Annotated in this window: 1 pseudogene; it reads right to left on the bottom strand. The window is 69.1% G+C overall.

The annotated features are described in order from the left end of the window. Window positions 1–311: pseudogene (locus AC3A4E_RS17280) on the bottom strand (hypothetical protein); the annotation flags it as partial.

Genomic DNA, 311 nt, shown 5'->3' on the forward strand with positions numbered 1-311 from the left:
TTCCAGCCCGCGTTCGCCACTTCGGCCACTTCTTCCAGCGCCGTGTTGGTCGCGTGCAGCTGCGAGCCGTTGATCGCGTCGGTGCTGGTCGCGCTGATGCGACCCGCGGCGACGTTGGTGATCGTCCGCTCGTTGCCGACGCTGCCGACACTGACCGTGCTCGTCGGCGCAGCGCCGGCGAAGTCATAGGTCGTGCCATTGAGCGTGACGTCGGTCGTCGCGACCGCCGCGGCTGTCACCGAGCCTGCACCCAGTGCAACCGCGCCGTCGTGGTCGACCGTTGCGCCGTTGCCCAGTGCCAGGCCATTGGC

The sequence above is a fragment of the Luteimonas sp. Soil_N_1 genome (genome assembly GCF_057656255.1).